The 990-nt window shown below is 43.6% G+C and carries 1 protein-coding gene and 1 pseudogene; both read left to right on the forward strand.

Annotated features, from left to right (window positions below; translation table 11 throughout):
• Window positions 1–461, forward strand: a pseudogene (locus ACO6V1_RS24210) (hypothetical protein); the annotation flags it as partial.
• A 249-nt stretch (window positions 462–710) separates the two neighbouring features.
• Window positions 711–990 (forward strand): hypothetical protein (locus tag ACO6V1_RS24215; RefSeq protein WP_422469189.1); only part of this gene is annotated, 280 nt, incomplete at its 3' end.

Consider the following 990-nt stretch of genomic DNA (forward strand, 5'->3'; position numbering starts at 1 on the left):
CCGCTTACGCCGAGCGCCAAAGGAAGCGCCAAAGGGAGTGCTACCAGACAGATCCCGCTTACGCCGAGTGCGAAAGGGAGCGCCAAAGGGAGGGCAAAAGGGAGGGCAAAAGGGAGCTTCGCAAAGATCCCGCTTACGCCGAGCGCCAAAGGGAGCGCCAAAGGGAGCTTCGCAAAGATCCCGTTTACGCCGAGGGACAAAAGATCTATATAAAGACCTACAAAAGAATCAAAATACAAACCTCCAACAAGGAAGAAGCTAAAGAGCAGGCAGTGATCGCAAGAGAGCGGTATCTTCAGTCATTCAATTCAGCTAAAAACTCAGGTGATTTACCACTGACTTCTAATTTAGCTAAAGCGACCCAGAGTTCCAGTAAAAATTTAGAAGGTGCTGCCCCCCTGCTTTTCAGTCGTCAAGCTGAAGGAATATTTACAGTCCCAATCGCCCCCTCTCAGCCTTAGTGATCGGTCAGCAATCAAAGAAAGAGATTATTGATGTTTCCATCAATGACCTCGCTGCCTGTAACCCGCCCGCCAACGTCATCCTCATCTGTGAGGCGCTGACTTTCGAAGAGTTTTACGTCACTATTTAGTAATAGCCATAGCAAATCCCTATGCTTGGTTGACATAAATAAAGAATGAGTTGTGAAAGAGAAGAACTTTTATAAGAAGGCATGGTCTTAAGCTGTAATTCAACAATTCGATAATTCAATGTATCAAACCAATCAATTTCCTTCATTTGATGCTTATTTTTATTATCTTTGTTCCAGCGCATTAGGTTTAGTAGATCAAGAACAACAATTTGCTACCACCGAACAGCAGCCTGTTTATCAAGGCATACCAGTTCAAGTGCTGAACCCTATTCCTATTTACAATAGCGGACCAGATACATATCAGAATGAAGCTGATCGTTCTTATTCATTGAATCAATATAATATTACATCCCTAACAAGTCTCGATTCAGAAAACGCTTCTGGAACAGGTATTCAAG

This window comes from Endozoicomonas sp. ALC013 (genome assembly GCF_049310205.1).
Taxonomy (GTDB): domain Bacteria; phylum Pseudomonadota; class Gammaproteobacteria; order Pseudomonadales; family Endozoicomonadaceae; genus Endozoicomonas.